The organism is Streptomyces sp. NPDC022552 (assembly GCF_055561875.1).
In genome coordinates this window covers 114725-131808 of sequence record NZ_JBVHGJ010000004.1, presented here as the reverse complement: position 1 = coordinate 131808, position 17084 = coordinate 114725, and the positions used below count along the sequence as shown (strand labels likewise).

Sequence of the window (17084 nt, the reverse complement as noted above, 5' to 3'; positions counted from 1 at the left end):
GCCCCTCGGCCTCCCACACCCGCTGCCCCCTCCCACCCGGTCGAAATGCCATGATCTGCCCTGTATGCCTAGGCTGGCAGGGACGTTGCCGGCCCCCGGGGGCCCACGCCCGCACGGCGGAAGGTCAGGACCTTGAGCGCCTCTCCCGAAGAACAGGCACAGGAACAAGCGGAATCGCGGGTGGGCCCCGAGCCCGCCGCGGAGCCCGAGTTCCACCCTTATCGCCACCCGGCCGCCGGGTGGGGCGCGGCGAAGAGCGTGACCCGGTTCATGATGCGTGAGGGCGCCGTGCGGGACGGCCCGCGGGCGATCATGAAGATGAACCACGAGAACACCGGGTTCGACTGTCCCGGCTGCGCGTGGCCCGACGACACCAAGGGTCTCCACCTCGACATCTGCGAGAACGGGATCAAGCACGTCACGTGGGAGATGACGCGCAAGCGGGTCGACCGGGCGTTCTTCGCCGCCCACTCGGTGACCGAACTGGCCGGCTGGAGCGACTACGACCTGGAGAACCAGGGGCGGCTGACCGAGCCGATGGTCTACGACCCCGACACGGACCTCTATGAGCCCATCAGCTGGAAGGACGCCTTCGAACTCGTCGGGCGTACCCTCCGCGAGCTGGACTCCCCGCACCAGGCGGCGTACTACACCTCAGGCCGGCTCGGCAACGAGGCCACCTTCCTCTACCAGCTCATGGCCCGGGAGCTCGGCACGAACAACCTGCCCGACTGCTCCAACATGTGCCACGAGGCCAGCGGGCGCGCCCTCCAGGCGGCCCTGGGCACCGGAAAGGGGACCGTCGACCTCAAGGACTGGGAGACCACCGACGCCCTGTTCATCATGGGCGTCAACGTGGCCTCCAACGCGCCCCGGATGCTCACGGCCCTCTCCGAGGCGTACCACCGCGGCGCGAAGATCGTGCACATCAATCCCCTGGTCGAGGCGGGCGCCACGCGCACGATCATCCCGCACGACTTCAAGGACATGGCCACCTTCCACGCGACCCGGACGAGCACGCTCAATCTCCAGCCGCGCATCGGTGGCGACATGGCGCTCGTACGAGGGATGGCCAAGGCGATCCTGGAGCAGTCGTCCTCCGATCCCAAGGCGCTGGACCGGGAGTTCATCGACCGCCACACCGCGGGCTTCGAGGCGTACCGGGCCGTGTGCGAGGCCACGCCCTGGGAGGAGATCGAGAGGCAGTCCGGCGTGGGCCGCGCCGACATCCTCGAAGCGGCCCGTGTGTACCGCGAGGCCGACCGCTCCATCGTCAGCTGGTGTCTCGGCGTCACCCAGCACGAGCACGGCGTCGACACCGTACGCGAGATCGTCAACCTCCTGCTGCTGCGCGGCAATCTGGGGCGGGAGGGGGCCGGGCCGTCCCCGGTGCGCGGCCACAGCAACGTCCAGGGCAACCGCACGTGCGGCATCGACCACCGCCCCGGCACGGAGTTCCTCGACCGGCTCGCGGACGTCTGCAAGATCGAACCGCCGCGTGAGCACGGCCTGGACACGGTACGGACGATCGAGGCGATGCAGCGTGGTGAGGTGAAGGTCTTCGTCGGCATGGGCGGCAACTTCGCCCTCGCCGCACCCGACACCCCGCACACGTACGCGGCCCTGCGCGCCTGCGAACTCACCGTCCAGGTGAGCACCAAACTCAACCGCAGCCACATCGTCCACGGTCGCCGGGCGCTCATCCTGCCCTGCCTCGGCCGCACCGAGAAGGACCACCAGCGCAAGGGCGTCCAGAGCACCTCCGTCGAGGACTCGATGAGCATGGTGCACCTGTCCGTCGGCATGAAGCGCCCCGCCTCGCCGCACCTGCTCTCCGAGGCGGCGATCGTCGCCGGCATGGCCCGGGCGGCCCTGCCCGACAGCGAGACGCCCTGGGAGTGGTACATCGAGGACTACGACCGCATCCGCGACACTATGGCTCAAGTCCTCGACGGCTTCGAGGACTTCAACCGCCGTGTGCGGCTGCCGCTCGGCTTCCGCATCAAGCAGCCCGCGCGGGAGCTCGTCTTCCTCACGCCGTCCGGGCGCGCCCAGTTCTCCACCGCCGAACTGCCCGACGTGGTCCCCGCCCCGGGCATGCTGGCGCTCGGGACGATGCGCTCCCACGACCAGTGGAACACCACGATCTACTCCGACAACGACCGCTACCGCGGCGTCAAGAACCTGCGCACGCTGGTCTTCATGAACGAGGACGACATGCGCGAACGCGGGATCGCGAAGTTCGACCCCGTCGACATCACCAGCACCGCGGGCGACGGCACCCAGCGCCGTCTCCATCGCTACCAGGCGATTCCGTACGACATCCCGCGGGGATGCGCCGCCGGGTACATGCCCGAGATGAACGTCCTCTGCGCGCTGGGCGATCACAGCACGCAGAGCGACCAGCCGATCATGAAACACCTCAAGGTCACCATCACCCCCGCCGCCTGACGGGAACCGCATCGTCCGCCGGGAGTCCCATGGTCACCCCACAGCCCGTCGTCGTACCGCCCCCCAAGGCCGCCGTGTTCCTCGTGGCCACGCTCAACCCCGGCGGTGAGGCCGCCGTACGGGAGGCGCTCGCCGATCTGGCCGGATCGACGCGCTCCGTGGCCTTCCGCTCGCCCGACTCCACCCTCACCTGCGTCGCGGGAATCGGCTCGCACGCCTGGGACCGCCTCGTCGGCGGGCCGCGCCCGCGTGAGCTCCATCCGTTCGTCCCGCTGACGGGCCCCCGGCACCGGGCGCCCTCCACGCCGGGCGATCTGCTCTTCCACGTACGCGCCCGCCGTATGGACCTCTGCTTCGAGCTGGCCCGGCTGATCGTCGAGGCCCTGGGACCCGCCGTGACGGTCGTCGACGAGGTGCACGGCTTCAGCTACTTCGACGAGCGCGACCTCCTCGGCTTCGTCGACGGCAGCGAGAACCCCGAGGGCGGCCAGGCGGCCGACGCCGTGTTCGTCACCGACGACGAGCCGCCGTTCCAGGGCGGCAGTTACGTCATCGTCCAGAAGTACGTCCACGACATGGAGGCCTGGCAGGCGCTCACCACCGAGGAGCAGGAGCACGTCATCGGCCGTACGAAGGCGGCCAACGTCGAACTCGCCGACGACGTCAAGCCCGCCGACTCGCACGTCGCGCTCAACACGATCGTCGACGACGACGGCACCGAGCAGAAGATCGTCCGCGAGAACATGCCGTTCGGCGACATCGGCCGCGGTGAGTTCGGCACGTACTTCATCGGCTATGCGCGGACGCCCGCGGTCACGGAGCAGATGCTGCGCAACATGTTCCTCGGTGATCCGCCGGGCCTCACCGACCGCATCCTCGACTTCTCCACGGCCGTCACCGGCGGCCTCTTCTTCGTTCCCAGCGCCGACCTCCTCGGCGACCTGCCCGCCCCGCCCTCCGGGACCGTCCACCGCGGCGACTCCCTGCGCATCGGCAGCCTCAAAGGAGCCTGAGCGTCATGACGAACCCCGCCGCGACCGACAACCTCCACCGCGAACTCGCCCCGATCACCCCCGGGGCCTGGGCCGAGATCGAGGAAGAGGCCCGCCGTACCTTCCGGCGCCATCTCGCCGGCCGTCGCGTCGTCGACGTCCCCGACCCGGCGGGCGCCGGGCTCGCCGCCGCCGGCACCGGGCACCTGTCCGAGATCGACCCGCCCGCCCCGGGTGTCACGGCGCGGCTGCGCGAGGCACGGCGGCTGGTCGAACTCCGCGTCCCGTTCACCGTGAGCCGGGCCGCCGTGGACGACGTCGAGCGCGGCTCGCACGACTCCGACTGGCAGCCCGTGAAGGACGCGGCGCGCGCCATGGCCTTCGCGGAGGACCGGGCCGTCTTCGACGGTTACCCGGCTGCGGGCATCGAAGGGCTGCGGTCACGCTCGTCCAACCCCGAGCTGAGCCTGCCCGCCGAGCCCCGCGACTACCCGGACGCGATCAGCAGGGCGCTGACGTCGCTGAGACTGGCCGGCGTCGACGGGCCGTACGCGCTCCTGCTGGGCGCCGACGCCTATACGGCGGTCAGCGAGACCTCCGACCACGGCTACCCGATCGCGGCGCACCTCGGCCGGATCCTCGGCGGCGACCCGATCTGGGCGCCCGCGCTGAGCGGCGCCTTCGTCCTGTCCACACGGGGCGGCGACTTCGAGCTCCTCCTCGGCCAGGACCTGGCGATCGGCTACACGGCGCACGACGCGAAGGGCATCGAGCTGTACTTCCAGGAGACGCTGACCTTCCTGACGTACACCGACGAGGCGGTCGTCGTCCTGCGGGCCTGAGCGCGGCACGAGGGCGTGAGGGCCGAAGGGCCCGAGACCTGCGCGGCGCGCCGACCGCCCTACTCGGCGCCCTGCCTGTCGCCGAGGGACAGGACGACCGCGTTCGTGCGCCCGTCGGGAGTCTCGTACGTCACCGTGTCACCGGCGCGGCGACCGAGCAGCGCACGGCCGAGCGGACTACCGGCCGTGACCAGGGTCCGGTCCAGCTCCTCGGCGACCTCGCCGACCTGAAGGGTCGCCTGCGACCCGTCCGCGAACCGTACGGTGACGGTGCTGCCCACCCCGACCACGTCCGCGGACGGCGGACCGGCGACGGACGCCTCACGGATCCGGCCCTCGACCTCGTCGATACGCCGGTCGAGCCGCGCGAGATCCGAGGCGCGCTGGAGCTCGTCGGCCTCGTCCGCCCGGTCGCCCACGGGATCCTCGCCCCGCAGGGTCGCGGCCACGGTGGCCCGTTCGGCGCGCAGCTCGGAGAGGTCCTTCCGCAGCGCGTTCAGGGCGTCGGCGCTGATGGGCTCGGGTCCACCGGTCATTCCTGCTCCCGTGACACGCGTGCGAATGAGGCTGCCTCAGCGGCAGTTCAATTACCGCATTCGCCGGGAGGCCCGGCAAATCACCGCGCCCTCGCGGCGGTCGAAATGCCGGGGCGACGGTCGACGCGCCGCTACGGTAACGGGCCATGACACAGCGGTTGCCGCAGTCCGCGGTTCCCCGGCTCGCCGGATCGGTCATCGCGGGAGCGGCGATCGGCACTGCCATCGGCGGACTGACCGACGCCCCCCTGGGAATTCTCGCCGGTATCGCGCTGACGGAGACGTTCTTCGTCGTGGCCGGCTGGATCGTCCTGTGGCCGATGGACGCGGACACCACACGGCGAGCCGCCCGGCGCGAGGACTTCCGGCCCGTGATCGACGAGATCATCACCGTCGTGGTCGCCCTGTGCGGACTGGGCAGCATCGTCGTCATCCTGCTGCGCGGCGGGTCCGACCCCGGCCACGCGGCCGCCGCGACCGGGCTCAGCGGGGTCTTCATGGCCTGGGCGGCACTGCATCTGATGTACGCGACGCGCTATGCGTACCTCTACTGCGGGACCACCGGCGGCGGGATCGACTTCAACTCCGACCAGCCGCCCGCGTACCGGGATTTCCTCTACTTCAGCTACAACCTGGGAATGACCTATCAGGTCTCCGACACCGATGTCTCGAGTTCGCGGATCCGTGCGGTGGTGCTGCGGCATTCGCTGCTGTCGTACGTCTTCGGTACGAGCATTCTGGCCACCGCCATCAACCTCGTCGTCGGCCTCGTCACCGCCTGACGATTCACCGGGCGGAGTTCCCGGGCCGGTAGGCCGAACGGACGGTGAATTTCACCGTCCCGGGGGTTCGGGGCGGAATTCCTGCCCCATGGGCAGGGCGGGGGCGACTCGGGGCCGTGAGGGCACGGGCACGGCTCGGACGGACCTGCTTCGCGCAGGCGAGCGCCCCTTCGCCGGACCTTCGAGCCGGGCGGGAGCCGTGCGGGGCCCGGGCACGGGCGGTCGCGGCGCGCCCCGAAGGGACACGGAGTGACGAATTCCGTGCACGTTCGACCACGCCGTGCTACAGTCGACTCAGTTGCAGTTGTGGTTCCCATAAACTTCAAGTGCCTTGGGTGGATTCATTCCGCCGGGCACTTTTTGTATTTTCGGTGCTGTTTCCGGACGGGGCAATCGCGCGGCGACGCCGGGATTCACACAGTGTGGATCCCCGGGTAGTGCCTCGAAGGAGATTTGACATGGCTAATGGCACCGTGAAGTGGTTCAACTCGGAAAAGGGCTTCGGCTTCATCGAGCAGGAGGGTGGCGGCCCGGACGTGTTCGCCCACTACTCCAACATCGCGACCTCCGGCTTCCGTGAGCTCCAGGAGGGCCAGAAGGTGACCTTCGACGTCACCCAGGGTCAGAAGGGCCCGCAGGCGGAGAACATTCTCCCCGCCTGACGCCGAGCCTTCCGACGCAGCTGGGGTCCTCACCGTCGAGGTGAGGGCCTCAGCTCGTCGCATTTTCGGACGAGGTCTCTCTGATGAACGAATTCGCATCCCCGGTCACCCACACCCCGGCCCTTCCCGCGGTCGCCGCCTTCGGCGAGCTCGACCTGCCCGCCGAGGTGCTGGAGCTGCTCACCGAGCTCGGTGTCGACACGCCGTTCCCGATCCAGGCCGCCACCCTGCCGAACGCCCTCGCCGGACGTGACGTCCTCGGCCGCGGACGCACCGGATCGGGCAAGACCCTCGCGTTCGGCCTCCCCCTGCTCGTGCGCACCGCCGGCCGCCGGGCCGAGGCGCGCAAGCCGCGGGCACTGATCCTCGTCCCGACGCGCGAGCTGGCCCAGCAGGTCACCGACGCGCTCACGCCGTACGCCCGTGTCCTGAAGCTGCGCCTCGCCACCGTCGTCGGCGGCATGTCGATCGGCAGGCAGGCCGCCACGCTGAAGGAAGGCGCCGAGGTCCTCGTCGCGACCCCCGGCCGCCTCAACGACCTCGTCGAGCGCAAGGACTGCCGCCTGGACCGGGTGGACATCACCGTCCTCGACGAGGCCGACCAGATGGCCGACATGGGCTTCCTGCCGCAGGTCACCGAGGTGCTCGACCTCGTACGCCCCGACGGCCAGCGCATGCTGTTCTCCGCCACCCTCGACCGCAACGTCGACCACCTGGTGCAGAACTACCTCCACGACCCGGTCGTGCACTCGGTCGACCCCTCGGCCGCCGCCGTCACCACCATGGAGCACCACGTCCTCCAGGTGCACGGCGCCGACAAGTACGCCACCGCCACGGAGATCGCCGCCCGCGACGGGCGCGTGATCATGTTCCTGGACACCAAGGCCTCCGTGGACCGCTTCACCGCCCATCTGCGCGGCAGCGGCGTCCGCGCGGAGGCCCTGCACGGCGGCAAGTCCCAGCCGCTGCGCAACCGCACCCTGGAACGGTTCAGGAGCGGTGACATCACCGTCCTCGTCGCCACCAACGTGGCCGCGCGCGGCATCCACGTCGACCAGCTCGACCTCGTCGTCAACGTCGACCCGCCCGCCGACCACAAGGACTATCTGCACCGAGGCGGACGGACCGCCCGCGCCGGCGAGTCCGGCAGCGTGGTCACGCTGGTCGTCCCCGACCAGCGCAAGGACGTGGTCCGCCTCATGGGCGAGGCCGGGATCCGCGCGCGCGTCACCCAGGTCCGTTCCGGCGAGGCCGAGCTGAGCCGTCTCACCGGTGCCAGGGCCCCGTCCGGCCGGCCCGTCGACGGCAGCGCGCCGAGCACCGAGCGCGCCAAGCGCGGCGGCGCGCCCTTCCGGGGCATCGGAACCGTCCCGGGCAAGCCCGGCCGCGCCAAGAACGAGTCACGGCGCTCCGCGGAGGCCCGTAGGACCGCCGAGGCCAAGCAGGCCGCGCGGATCCGCCGAGGACGCTAGACCGGCTCGCAGCGGTACGTGAAGCGGGTCTCCGCGGTGTGCCGGGTGGGGGAGACGACGACGAGTCGTGCCGTCGCCCGGTGCTCGCCGGGGCCGTGGAACGTCCACAGCAGATGCAGGCGTGCCTGCGTCTGATGGCGGGCGAGCCGCTCCCGCAGCAACCCGGACGTGGTGCCGTCGCTCCGCTCCCAGCGGTACGTGACGGTGCCGGGCCGCCCGTCGGTCTCCAGGAGCGCCACGACATCGGCGGTGCCGTCGCAGCCTGGCGGTCGTGCCGGGGCGGCGACCGTGACCCCGCGTACCGCGACCTCGGGCCCGAGCCGCTGCCAGGCGAGGAACGCGAGTACGGCGAGCAGGACGGCGCCGGGCAGGGCGTACCGGCGCAGGGCCCTGCGGCGGCGCGGCGGGGGCTCGGGCGGACCGCCGTGCCAGATCTGAGCGGTCGTCGGGCCACCGGCCATGCGGTGCCGGGTGGCCGGTGTCACCCCGGGCCCGAACCGCAGGACCTCACCCTCCACCCGGTCCGGCTCCACATCCCGCGCCGGGCCCTCGAACCAGTGGCTGCCGAGCACCGTGGCGCTGTACTCGTCGGGGTCGTCGCCGCTCATGAGATCGTGCACCTCCTCGTGAGGATCTGCTGGGTGGAAGCGCCGTTCGCGGCGGCCGGGTCCGTCGTCGCCCGGACGCCCCAGTAGCAGCCTCCGGTTCTCGGGAAGGTGTGCGGGAGCGTGATCGCGTACCGCGTCGCGCCACTGCGCCGCACGCTCTCGGAGCCGTCGGGTACGCCCGTCCCGCCCTTGCCGTCCGCCGTGAACCAGGAGAGCTGGAGGACCACCGGGCCGGTCCCGTCGGTCACGATCTCGAACGACGCCTCCGCCGTGGTCGTACCCGTCTGACGCAGCGCGGTGACGGAGACCGCCTTCACCCCGACCGGACGCGTCGTGGGCGGTGTGGTCGGCGGTGTGGTGGGCGGTGTGGTCACCGGGTCCGTCGTCGGCGCGGTGGTCGTCGGGGTGGGCACCGACGTGGGCGTCGTCGTCGGGGGTACGGGGAGCGTCGAGGTCGCGGTCGCCGTCGGAGTGCTCGACGGGGTCGCCTCCTGTGAGGCCGAAGGCGTGGCTTCGGGAGTTGTCGTGCTGGTGGACGGCGCGGCCGTCGGCGACACCTGGGCGGTCGGCAGGGCGCTCGTGGTGGCGAAGGCCTCCGCGGTCGTACCGCCCCCCTCGTCACCGGCACGGGCCGCGACGGCCGCCAGGAGGGCGAGGATCAGCGCGGTGACGCCGGCCGGTGCGACGATCTCCGGCCACAGCCGGCGCCCCCGGCCGACGCGTCCGGGCAGCCTGGTCGTCGCGAGCGCGGTCGTCCCCGTCGCCGGACCACCGCCGGAGGAGGGGAGGAGCAGCGGCAGCAGCGCGGCGAGCGCGGCCAGCCTGCGCCGCCCCCGCTCCTCCCAGCCCGGCCCGTAGGCGGCCGTGGCGACCGCCTCCAAGTCCGCCACGAAGGCCGTCGCGTGCGCCGGGCGCTGCCCGGGGGCCTTCGCGAGACCGCGCCGGATCAGCGGCCGCAGGGGCTCCGGGACCTCTGCGTCCGGCACGGGCGCGTCGAGGTGCTGCAGCGCCAGCTCGGCGATGTTCTGGCCGGTGAACGGCTTGCGTCCGGTCAGGCACTCGAAGAACGTCGCCGTCGCCGCGTACACGTCGGCGGCCGGGGAGGCGGGCTCGCCGTTCCACTGCTCGGGCGCCATGTACGCCGGGGTGCCCGCGACACCCGGCGTGCTGCCCTGGTCGGTCGCGATGCCGAAGTCCACGAGCGTGGACGAGCCGTCGGCCGCGACCAGGACGTTCTCCGGCTTGTAGTCGCGGTGCACGACCCCGGCCCGGTGCGCGGCGGCCAGACCGAGGAGCGAGCCCTTGAGGACCACGAGCGCGGCCTCGGGGCCGGTGGCGCCCTCCCGGGCGAGCAGCGCGCGCAGGGGGACGCCGTCGACGAGCTCCATCACGATCGCGGCGCCCCACGGCGCCTCCACGTACTCGTACAACCCCACGACGTGCGGCGATTCGAGTGCGGCGAGCCGCTGTGCCTCCGCCCGGAACCCCCGGACGAAGCCGGGATCGGCTCGCAGGCGCTCGCCCAGGTACTTCACCGCCACCGGCAGCCCGGTCACGTCGTGGACGGCGAGCACCACCCGCCCGCTCGCGCCCGCGCCCAGTTCCCGGGACTCCGTGTATCCGGGCACCACCCATGCGTTCATCCGGCCCCCCCTTCCGCCTCTTCAACGGGGACAGATTCCGGCCACGACCGGTTCCCGGCAAGGGCGCGCGCGTGGAGTGCGGGCGGCGCGACGACGGCGTACGGGCGGCGCATGGACTTCTTGCGCGACCCATTGGACTCTTCGCGCACGGCCCCCGCCGGGCGGCGCCGGACCCTACGGTGAACCTCGGCCGTGGGGACGCCCAGGCCGCAGGGACACCCCGGCCGCGGCGGCGTCCCGGCAATTTCGCGATCATGTGCCCCGCGTTCACGTCCTGTACCGCGCCCGCACGCGTCGACGACACGTCCACGCCCTCTCACCCACTGATCTTGGGCTCGCTCGGACCACCGTCCTCCCCCGGAATCCATCAGAGGTGCTCAGCCCCATGACCGAACTCAACAGGCGCCGCTTCCTGCAGATAGCGGGCGCCACCGCCGGCTTCGCCGCGCTCGACAGCAGCATCGCCCGGGCCGCCGCCATCCCCGCCGCCCGGACCTCCGGCACTCTCGCCGACGTCGAGCACATCGTCGTACTGATGCAGGAGAACCGCTCCTTCGACCACTACTTCGGCGCTCTGAAGGGTGTCCGCGGTTTCGGCGACCCGCGCCCCATCACCCTCCCCAGCGGCAAGTCGGTCTGGCACCAGCAGGACGGCTCCAAGACCGTACTGCCGTACCACCCCACGGCCGAGGACCTCGGCATGCAGTTCATCGCCGGCCTGAACCACGACTGGGCCGGCGGGCACAGGGCCTTCAACAACGGCAGGTACGACCAGTGGATCCCCGCCAAGTCCGCGGGCACCATGGCGTATCTGAACCGGAACGACATCCCGTTCCACTACGCGCTGGCCGACGCGTTCACGATCTGCGACGCCTACCACTGCTCGTTCATCGGCGCCACGGACCCCAACCGCTACTACATGTGGACCGGTCACACCGGCAACGACCGTACGGGCGGCGGCCCCGTCCTCGGCAACGAGGAGGCGGGGTACAGCTGGAAGACGTACCCCGAGCGGCTGGAGCAGGCCGGGATCTCCTGGAAGATCTACCAGGACATCGGCGACGGTCTGAACGCTGCCGGGCACTGGGGCTGGATCAACGACGCCTACCGAGGCAACTACGGCGACAATTCCCTGCTGTACTTCAACCAGTACCGCAACGCACAGCCCGGCAACCCGCTCTACGACAAGGCCCGCACCGGCACCGACGCGTCGAAGGGCGACGGCTTCTTCGACATCCTGCGGGCCGACGTCGCCGCCGGCCGGCTGCCGCAGATCTCCTGGATCGCGGCTCCCGAGGCCTTCACCGAGCACCCCAACTTCCCCTCGAACTACGGCGCCTGGTACATCTCGCAGGTCCTGGACGCGCTGACCTCCAACCCGGAGGTGTGGAGCAGGACGGCGCTCTTCATCACGTACGACGAGAACGACGGCTACTTCGACCACGTCGTCCCGCCCTACCCGCCGGCCTCCGCCTCCCAGGGGCTCTCGACCGTCGACACCTCGCTCGACCACTTCTCCGGCAACGCCGGTTACGCCGCCGGCGTCTACGGTCTCGGCCAGCGTGTGCCGATGCTGGTCGTCTCGCCCTGGAGCACGGGCGGTTACGTCTGCTCCGAGACCTTCGACCACACCTCGATCATCCGGTTCATGGAGCGCCGCTTCGGGGTGACGGAGCCGCAGATCTCGCCCTGGCGCCGGGCCGTCTGCGGCGATCTGACCTCCGCCTTCGACTTCGGCCTCGAGAACACCGCTCCGGCGGCGCTGCCCGACACCTCGGCGTACAAGCCGCTCGACAACGACCGGCACCCCAGCTACGTACCGAAGCCGCCGACCAAGCCGGCTCTGCCCGTCCAGGAGGCGGGCGCGCGCCCGGCCAGGGCGCTGCCGTACGAGCTGTACGTCGACGGAACCGCGACGCCCTCGACCGGTCGCTTCACGCTCACCTTCGGTGCGGGCGCCAAGGCCGGCGCCTTCTACTACATCACCGCCCCGAACCGTACCGACGGGCCGTGGACGTACACGGTGTCGGCCGGCAGGAACATCGCCGACACCTGGAACACCGCCTACTCCTCGGAGGTCTACGACCTCACCGTGACCGGCCCCAATGGATTCCTGCGCGGCTTCCGGGGACCGGGCAGGACGGCGGGTCCGGAGGTGACGGCCCGTCATGATGCCGTCGCCGGCAACGTCGTGCTGACGATGACGAACACCGGGACCGCCGCCGTCACCCTCACGGTCACCAGCGCCCCCGCCTACGGCGGCCTGTCACAGCGCGTCGCCGTCGCCAAGGGCGCGACCGTGACGCACACGGTCGATCTGCGCGGCAGCAAGCGCTGGTACGACCTGACGGTCGTCTCCAGCGGCAACAGCACCTTCCTCCGGCGCTTCGCGGGACATGTCGAGAACGGCACGCCGGGCGTCAGCGACCCGGGGATCATCACCGGCTGAGGCCCGCCGAGGGGCGGCGCGGCGGCCGGTCAGACGGTGACGACCCGCACGCCGGCGTCGGTGAGCCGCCGTACCGCCTCCGCCGGGACGGCCGCGTCGGTGACCAGCACGTCGACGCGGTCGAGTCCGCAGATCCGGGCGAAGGCGCGCCGCCCCATCTTCGAGGAGTCGGTGACCACGACGACCCGGCTCGCGCGCTCGGCGAACAGCCGGCTGATCCCCGCCTCGTCCTCGTGGTGCGCCATGATGCCGAGCTCCGGGTCGATGCCGTCGACACCGAGGACGACGACGTCGAGCACGACCTCGTTCAGGACCCCCGCGGCCAGCGGACCGACCAGCTCGTACGTCTGCGCGCGGGCCACACCCCCCGAGACGACGATCTTGATCTGCGGCCGGACGGCGAGCTCGCCGGCGATGTTGAGCGCGTTGGTCACCACGGTGAGCGCCGGGGCGGGCGGAGTGCCGGGCGATTCGGACCTGCCGCCGCCGAAGCGCAGGGCGAGGGCGCGCGCCACCTCGGTCGTCGTCGTACCGCCGTTGAGACCGAGCACCTCGCCCTCGTGGACCAGGTCCGCCACCGCGGCGGCGATGCGCTGCTTCTCCGAGGCGTGCCGGGAGGACTTGTAGCGCAGGGGCAGTTCGTACGAGACACCGTGTGGCACCGCCCCGCCGCGGGTACGGACGAGGAGCCGCTGCTCGGCCAGCTCGTCCAGGTCCCGGCGGATCGTGGCGGGGGAGACGTCGAGCGTGGCGGCGGCCTCCTCGACCTCCAGCCTGCCGGTGGAGGCGAGGAGTTCGAGGAGCGTGTTCCAGCGCTCGTGCTTCGACATGATCGCGATTTTAGCGCCGCGCCGAAGCCGTGGGCCCTGGACCGTACGCCCCGGCTGATGGATACTGCGCACAGTGATCGATGCTCGAAGATGCTCGAAAATAATCTCTTACGAGCATGAGTGAGCAGCTTCTGTCTGTGAAGGAGTCGCACGTGCCCCCTACGGGACCCTCCCGCACCGCCGCCGAAATCACCTCCCAGCCCGCCTCCTGGCGCAAGGCCGCAGAGACCCTGCCCCAGCACCGCGCGGCGCTGCCGGTGCGCGACGAGCGCGTCGCCGTCGTCGGCTGCGGCACCTCCTGGTTCATCGCCCAGGCCTACGCCCAGCTCCGGGAGACCGGCGGCCACGGGGAGACCGACGCCTTCGCCGCCTCCGAGTTCCCGCTCGGCCGGCGCTACGACCGGATCCTGGCCATCACCCGCTCCGGCACCACGACCGAGGTCCTCGACCTGCTCCGCCGCGTCCGGGGGACCGCCGCCACCGGCGCCCTCACCGCCGACCCGACCACCCCGGTCATGGCCGCCGCCGACGCCGTGGCCGTCCTCGACTTCGCCGACGAGGAGTCGGTGGTGCAGACCCGCTTCGCCACCACCGCCCTCGCCCTGCTCCGCGCGCACCTGGAGGCCGAGGACGCCCTCCCGGCCGGCGTGCGCACGGTCGAGCGGGCGGCCAAGGACGCCGAGCGCGCCGTCGCCGAACCCCTCGCCGCCGCCATCACCGGGGCCGAGCAGTACACCTTCCTGGGTACCGGCTGGACCTACGGCCTCGCCCTCGAAGCCGGCCTGAAGATGCGCGAGGCCGCCGGCGCCTGGACCGAGGCCTACCCGGCCATGGAGTACCGCCACGGCCCCATCAGCATCACCGCGCCCGGCCGGGTCGCCTGGTCCTTCGGCCCGGTGCCCACCGGCCTCGCCGACGACGTGGCCCGCGTCGGCGGCACCCTCGTCGCGGAGTCGGGCGACGCCGACGCGGCGCTCGACCCGATGGCCGACCTCATCCGCGCCCAGCGGCTCGCCGTCCTGCTTGCCGAGGCCCAGGGACAGGACCCGGACCGGCCGCGCAACCTCACCCGGTCCGTCGTCCTCACCCCCGGCGGGACGGAGGAGAGCTGATGCCGCTCACCAGCACCGGCGAGATCGTCCTCGAAGCCCGCGAACGCAGCGCCGGCGCCGGGGCGTTCAACGTGATCCAGATCGAGCACGCGCAGGCCATCGTCGCCGGCGCCGAGGCCGCGTGCCGTCCCGTGATCCTCCAGATCAGCGAGAACACCGCCCGCTACCATGGCTCACTGGAGCCCATCGCGCTCGCGACGCTCGCCATCGCCCGCCGCGCCGCCGTCCCGGTCGCCGTCCACCTCGACCACGCCGAGTCGCCCGACCTCGTCCGCGAGGCCGTCGCCCTCGGCTTCTGCTCCGTCATGTTCGACGCCTCGACCCTCCCGTACGAGGAGAACGTCGCCGCCACCCGCGAGATGACCGACTACTGCCACCGTCAGAGCGTCTGGGTGGAGGCCGAACTCGGTGAGGTCGGCGGCAAGGACGGCGCCCACGCGCCCGGCGTGCGCACCGACCCCGACGAGGCACGCTCCTTCGTCGCCGCCACCGGGGTCGACGCCCTCGCCGTCGCCGTCGGCAGCTCCCACGCGATGCTCACCCGGGACGCCGTCCTCGACCTCGACCTCGTCTCCCGACTGCGCGAGGCCGTGGACGTACCGCTCGTCCTGCACGGCTCGTCGGGTGTCGGGGACGTCGACCTCGGCCGGGCCGTCGGCGCCGGGATGACCAAGGTCAATGTGGCCACGCACCTCAACAAGGCGTTCACCGGCGCCGTACGGACCCACCTGGGGGAGAACGCCACGACCGTCGACCCGCGCCGCTACCTCGGCCCGGCGCGCACGGCCGTCGCGGAGGCCGTCTCCCATCTGCTCCAGGTGCTCGGAGCCGAGGCGCCCCTGGTGCGCAGCTCACTCGCCGGTCCCTGAGTCCTGCGCGGTCCCTGGGCTCACGTCGGCCTCCGGCTCCTCCGGCTCCTCGCAGGTGACGCGGTCGCGCGGGGTGTAGTGCGTACGGAAGGTCTCCCGGCCGACCTCCGCCCCGCCGTCGCGGAATACCCGGTCCACGGTGATGTCGAAGCCCTCCAGCGGAGTCTGCGGCTCGCACTTCGGACCCGTGCCGGTCCGCTCGGAGGGCTTCGTGAGGTTGGTGCGGGGACCCTCCACCGCCTCCACGGCGTCGTACTTCTTCGTGCCGAGGAAGCTGATGGTCACCGAGGAGTCGGTGGAGCTCGCCTTGATGTAGATCCAGGCGTCGGAGTTGTTGCGGAACTTCAGGTCGAGCGTGCCCCAGGCCACCGTGGCCTCCCGGCCCGGCGGGTACCGCTCGATGTAGAAGGAGTGCGCCCCGTACTCGACGGGCTTCACCCCGGCGAAGAAGATCGCGTTGAAGACCGTGGTCGCCACGGCGGACACTCCGCCTCCCGGCGCCGAGTGGTACTGCCCGTCCAGGATCATCGTGCCGTCCACGAAACCGTTGGCCTTGGTGCGTTCGCCGACGGTCCGGTTGAAGCTCCACACCTCGCCCGGCTTCACCAGGGAGCCGTTGATCAGCTCGACCGCCCGGCCGATGTTGATCGTCCGGTAGGGCGCGGTGGGGAAGTTGACCGTGAACGTCGACATCTGCTCCTTGATCCCCATCTCCGCCACCGACTTCCGGGTCAGCACCGGCTGGATCAGCTCCGTGGCCACGGGACCGGTCCGCGCGGCGTCCCCGCGCTTCGGCAACAGCGGGAGGACCGCCGCGCCCAGGGACTCGGCCGTCACCTCATGACCCGGCCGCCCGTCCGCGAGGACCACCACCCGGCCGTTCTCCACCCCCAGGCGTGCCTCGACCGGACCGGTGGCGACCCTGGCGAGCGGACGCGCCACGGCCGGGTCGCTGATCAGCCCCTTCGCGTCGAGCGCCGGGACGAGCCGGCCCTCGTCGTCCGCCTTCACCGTCAGGTGGGCGCCGAGCGTCGTCGGCGTGATCCGCAGGCTCTCGCCGTCGACGGTGAGGGTGACCGGCCCCGACATCGCGGGCGTCCCGAAGTCGTTGAGGAAGCGGGCCGTCTCCGCCTCGCCTACCTTGGGCCGGGAGACGGCCGTCGGCAGCGTCACCGGGCTCTCACCCTCGGGCTGCGGATAGTTCGCGCGCAGGGTGTCCACGGCGGCGTCGACGTCCAGCTTCTGCCCGATGCGGGGCTGGACGGTCACCGCCTGGCCGTCCTCGAAGGAGACGGCTCCCTCGACGGTCGTCCGGTCGTACGTGCGGGCCGCCTCCGTCATCGCCGTACGGGCCTCGGACTCGTCGAAGGCGACGACCGGTTCGACGTCGCGCTCGTCGGAGGAGAACAGCCGGCCGATCACGGTCACCGGATCACGCGCGGGGTCCGCCGCCTTGTCGACGGTCTTCGCCACATCGACGCTCAGCCCGGCCGCGGCCGGATCGACGGTGCCGGTGCTCGCCCCGGTCCGCACCGGTATCGGGGACGTCCAGGACGCGGGCGCCTGCGCCGTCAGCGTCGCCCGGGCCTCCTGACGGCTCATCCCGCCGATGGCCACGCCGTCCACCCGGGTGCCTTCGGATATGTCGTCCCCGGTGGCCAGCAGTCCCGCCGCGTACAGTCCGCCCGCGGCGAGAAGGGCCACTCCGGCCGCCGTCACCCCGATGCGTATACGCCGACCGCGAGAGGACGACGGCGCCGCGTCGTCCTCGTGCCTGGAGTCGCTGGAGTCGCGCACACGGCCTCCCGGTGGGTCGGCTTACCCGAGATCCATCCG

At 71.7% G+C, this 17084-nt stretch carries 14 protein-coding genes; 9 read left to right on the top strand and 5 right to left on the bottom strand.

What is annotated here, in order from left to right; all coding sequences use genetic code 11:
* Positions 1–180 precede the first annotated feature (180 nt).
* The 3 genes from ACZ3OF_RS13630 to ACZ3OF_RS13620 are packed head-to-tail and all read left to right on the top strand — an operon-like array spanning position 181 to position 4285.
* Positions 181–2451: an FdhF/YdeP family oxidoreductase gene (locus tag ACZ3OF_RS13630; RefSeq protein WP_467304597.1), complete on the top strand. Its 2271-nt coding sequence runs from the start codon at positions 181–183 to the stop codon at positions 2449–2451.
* 29 nt (positions 2452–2480) lie between these two features.
* The gene (locus ACZ3OF_RS13625; protein WP_361673257.1) at positions 2481–3464 is read left to right on the top strand and encodes a Dyp-type peroxidase; all 984 of its coding nucleotides are present in this window, start codon (positions 2481–2483) and stop codon (positions 3462–3464) included.
* A gap of 5 nt (positions 3465–3469) precedes the next feature.
* A complete protein-coding gene (locus ACZ3OF_RS13620) occupies positions 3470–4285 on the top strand; it encodes a family 1 encapsulin nanocompartment shell protein (protein WP_467304594.1) in 816 nt (271 codons plus the stop codon).
* Between the two features lie 59 nt (positions 4286–4344).
* Here ACZ3OF_RS13620 and ACZ3OF_RS13615 read toward each other — a convergent pair whose 3' ends face one another.
* A complete protein-coding gene (locus tag ACZ3OF_RS13615; RefSeq protein WP_467304592.1) occupies positions 4345–4821 on the bottom strand; it encodes a GreA/GreB family elongation factor in 477 nt (158 codons plus the stop codon).
* Between the two features lie 146 nt (positions 4822–4967).
* On the opposite strand from ACZ3OF_RS13615, the gene ACZ3OF_RS13610 reads away from it, so the two are divergent.
* The 3 genes from ACZ3OF_RS13610 (at position 4968) to ACZ3OF_RS13600 (ending at position 7737) form a co-directional block, all read left to right on the top strand.
* Positions 4968–5603, top strand: coding sequence for a DUF1345 domain-containing protein (locus ACZ3OF_RS13610; RefSeq protein WP_361673265.1), 636 nt, complete (start codon positions 4968–4970; stop codon positions 5601–5603).
* 458 nt (positions 5604–6061) lie between these two features.
* A complete protein-coding gene (locus ACZ3OF_RS13605; RefSeq protein ID WP_015031667.1) occupies positions 6062–6265 on the top strand; it encodes a cold-shock protein in 204 nt (67 codons plus the stop codon).
* A gap of 83 nt (positions 6266–6348) precedes the next feature.
* A complete protein-coding gene (locus tag ACZ3OF_RS13600) occupies positions 6349–7737 on the top strand; it encodes a DEAD/DEAH box helicase (protein WP_467304590.1) in 1389 nt (462 codons plus the stop codon).
* On the opposite strand, the gene ACZ3OF_RS13595 is transcribed toward ACZ3OF_RS13600, so the two are convergent.
* Complete coding sequence (locus tag ACZ3OF_RS13595) at positions 7734–8345, bottom strand: hypothetical protein (RefSeq protein ID WP_361673270.1); 612 nt, start codon at positions 8343–8345, stop codon at positions 7734–7736. The two genes, ACZ3OF_RS13600 and ACZ3OF_RS13595, sit on opposite strands and share 4 nt — an antisense overlap.
* Positions 8342–9988, bottom strand: coding sequence for a protein kinase domain-containing protein (locus ACZ3OF_RS13590; protein ID WP_467304587.1), 1647 nt, complete (start codon positions 9986–9988; stop codon positions 8342–8344). The genes ACZ3OF_RS13595 and ACZ3OF_RS13590 overlap by 4 nt, the downstream gene beginning before the upstream one ends.
* A gap of 385 nt (positions 9989–10373) precedes the next feature.
* Here ACZ3OF_RS13590 and ACZ3OF_RS13585 point away from each other — a divergent pair, with 385 nt between their 5' ends.
* Positions 10374–12437, top strand: a complete 2064-nt coding sequence (locus ACZ3OF_RS13585; RefSeq protein WP_361673275.1) for a phosphocholine-specific phospholipase C — start codon at positions 10374–10376, stop codon at positions 12435–12437.
* Positions 12438–12466: 29 nt separating this feature from the next.
* Here ACZ3OF_RS13585 and ACZ3OF_RS13580 read toward each other — a convergent pair whose 3' ends face one another.
* On the bottom strand, positions 12467–13267 hold the full coding sequence (locus ACZ3OF_RS13580; protein WP_467304584.1) for a DeoR/GlpR family DNA-binding transcription regulator: 801 nt from the start codon (positions 13265–13267) through the stop codon (positions 12467–12469).
* A 116-nt stretch (positions 13268–13383) separates the two neighbouring features.
* Between ACZ3OF_RS13580 and ACZ3OF_RS13575 the strand changes: the two genes are divergently transcribed.
* On the top strand, positions 13384–14379 hold the full coding sequence (locus ACZ3OF_RS13575; RefSeq protein WP_361673280.1) for an SIS domain-containing protein: 996 nt from the start codon (positions 13384–13386) through the stop codon (positions 14377–14379).
* Complete coding sequence (locus tag ACZ3OF_RS13570) at positions 14379–15248, top strand: class II fructose-bisphosphate aldolase (RefSeq protein WP_361673283.1); 870 nt, start codon at positions 14379–14381, stop codon at positions 15246–15248. Before ACZ3OF_RS13575 ends, ACZ3OF_RS13570 begins: the two co-directional genes overlap by 1 nt.
* Here ACZ3OF_RS13570 and ACZ3OF_RS13565 read toward each other — a convergent pair.
* Positions 15231–16967: a VanW family protein gene (locus tag ACZ3OF_RS13565; RefSeq protein WP_467304581.1), complete on the bottom strand. Its 1737-nt coding sequence runs from the start codon at positions 16965–16967 to the stop codon at positions 15231–15233. The genes ACZ3OF_RS13570 and ACZ3OF_RS13565 overlap by 18 nt on opposite strands.
* Positions 16968–17084: the final 117 nt, after the last annotated feature.

Coding starts and splice junctions, on each gene's coding strand:
- ACZ3OF_RS13625 (WP_361673257.1), top strand. CDS start 2,481: ATGGTCACCCCACAGCCCGTCGTCGTACCGCCCCCCAAGGCCGCCGTG.
- ACZ3OF_RS13620 (WP_467304594.1), top strand. CDS start 3,470: ATGACGAACCCCGCCGCGACCGACAACCTCCACCGCGAACTCGCCCCG.
- ACZ3OF_RS13615 (WP_467304592.1), bottom strand. CDS start 4,821: ATGACCGGTGGACCCGAGCCCATCAGCGCCGACGCCCTGAACGCGCTG.
- ACZ3OF_RS13610 (WP_361673265.1), top strand. CDS start 4,968: ATGACACAGCGGTTGCCGCAGTCCGCGGTTCCCCGGCTCGCCGGATCG.
- ACZ3OF_RS13605 (WP_015031667.1), top strand. CDS start 6,062: ATGGCTAATGGCACCGTGAAGTGGTTCAACTCGGAAAAGGGCTTCGGC.
- ACZ3OF_RS13600 (WP_467304590.1), top strand. CDS start 6,349: ATGAACGAATTCGCATCCCCGGTCACCCACACCCCGGCCCTTCCCGCG.
- ACZ3OF_RS13595 (WP_361673270.1), bottom strand. CDS start 8,345: ATGAGCGGCGACGACCCCGACGAGTACAGCGCCACGGTGCTCGGCAGC.
- ACZ3OF_RS13590 (WP_467304587.1), bottom strand. CDS start 9,988: ATGAACGCATGGGTGGTGCCCGGATACACGGAGTCCCGGGAACTGGGC.
- ACZ3OF_RS13585 (WP_361673275.1), top strand. CDS start 10,374: ATGACCGAACTCAACAGGCGCCGCTTCCTGCAGATAGCGGGCGCCACC.
- ACZ3OF_RS13580 (WP_467304584.1), bottom strand. CDS start 13,267: ATGTCGAAGCACGAGCGCTGGAACACGCTCCTCGAACTCCTCGCCTCC.
- ACZ3OF_RS13575 (WP_361673280.1), top strand. CDS start 13,384: ATGAGTGAGCAGCTTCTGTCTGTGAAGGAGTCGCACGTGCCCCCTACG.
- ACZ3OF_RS13570 (WP_361673283.1), top strand. CDS start 14,379: ATGCCGCTCACCAGCACCGGCGAGATCGTCCTCGAAGCCCGCGAACGC.